Annotated in this window: 1 protein-coding gene; it reads right to left on the minus strand. The window is 65.7% G+C overall.

Annotated features, from left to right (window positions below; translation table 11 throughout):
• Nucleotide 1: 1 nt before the first annotated feature.
• Nucleotides 2-437: SbcC/MukB-like Walker B domain-containing protein (locus XI08_RS01590; RefSeq protein ID WP_271573077.1), on the minus strand; the 436-nt coding region annotated here is incomplete at its 5' end.

Raw genomic sequence — 437 nt, forward strand, 5'->3', positions numbered from 1 at the left:
GCTACTCGGCGGCCAGACGGGTGGCGAGCTCATCTTCGGACATCAGGTCCGGATCGATGGCCATCAGCTCGCGCTTGGCCTTCTCTTTCAGCTCCACCACAGTGGCCCTGGACTGCTCGCCGATGCGGTCCACCTCCACGATGGTGTCCATGTGCTCGAGCACGGCGACGCGCTTCTCGAACGGCGCCGCAATCACGAACTGCAGGCCGAGGTTTTTGTAGAAGCTCATCATCTGCCGCTGGTTCTTACCGTCCATCTTGGAGAAGGCCTCATCGAACATGGCGAGCGCGAAACCGGCGGGCTTGCCGGCACGACGCTCCGCGCTGCCATAGACGGCCGCCAGCGAAGCGCCGATGGCAACGTAGATAGGCACCTGCTGTTCGGCGCCAGACCCGGTGCCGCGCCGCTGCTCCCAGCGGGTCGAGCGGCCGGTGGCG

This window comes from Bradyrhizobium sp. CCBAU 11361, assembly GCF_028128935.1.
GTDB lineage: Bacteria > Pseudomonadota > Alphaproteobacteria > Rhizobiales > Xanthobacteraceae > Bradyrhizobium > Bradyrhizobium niftali.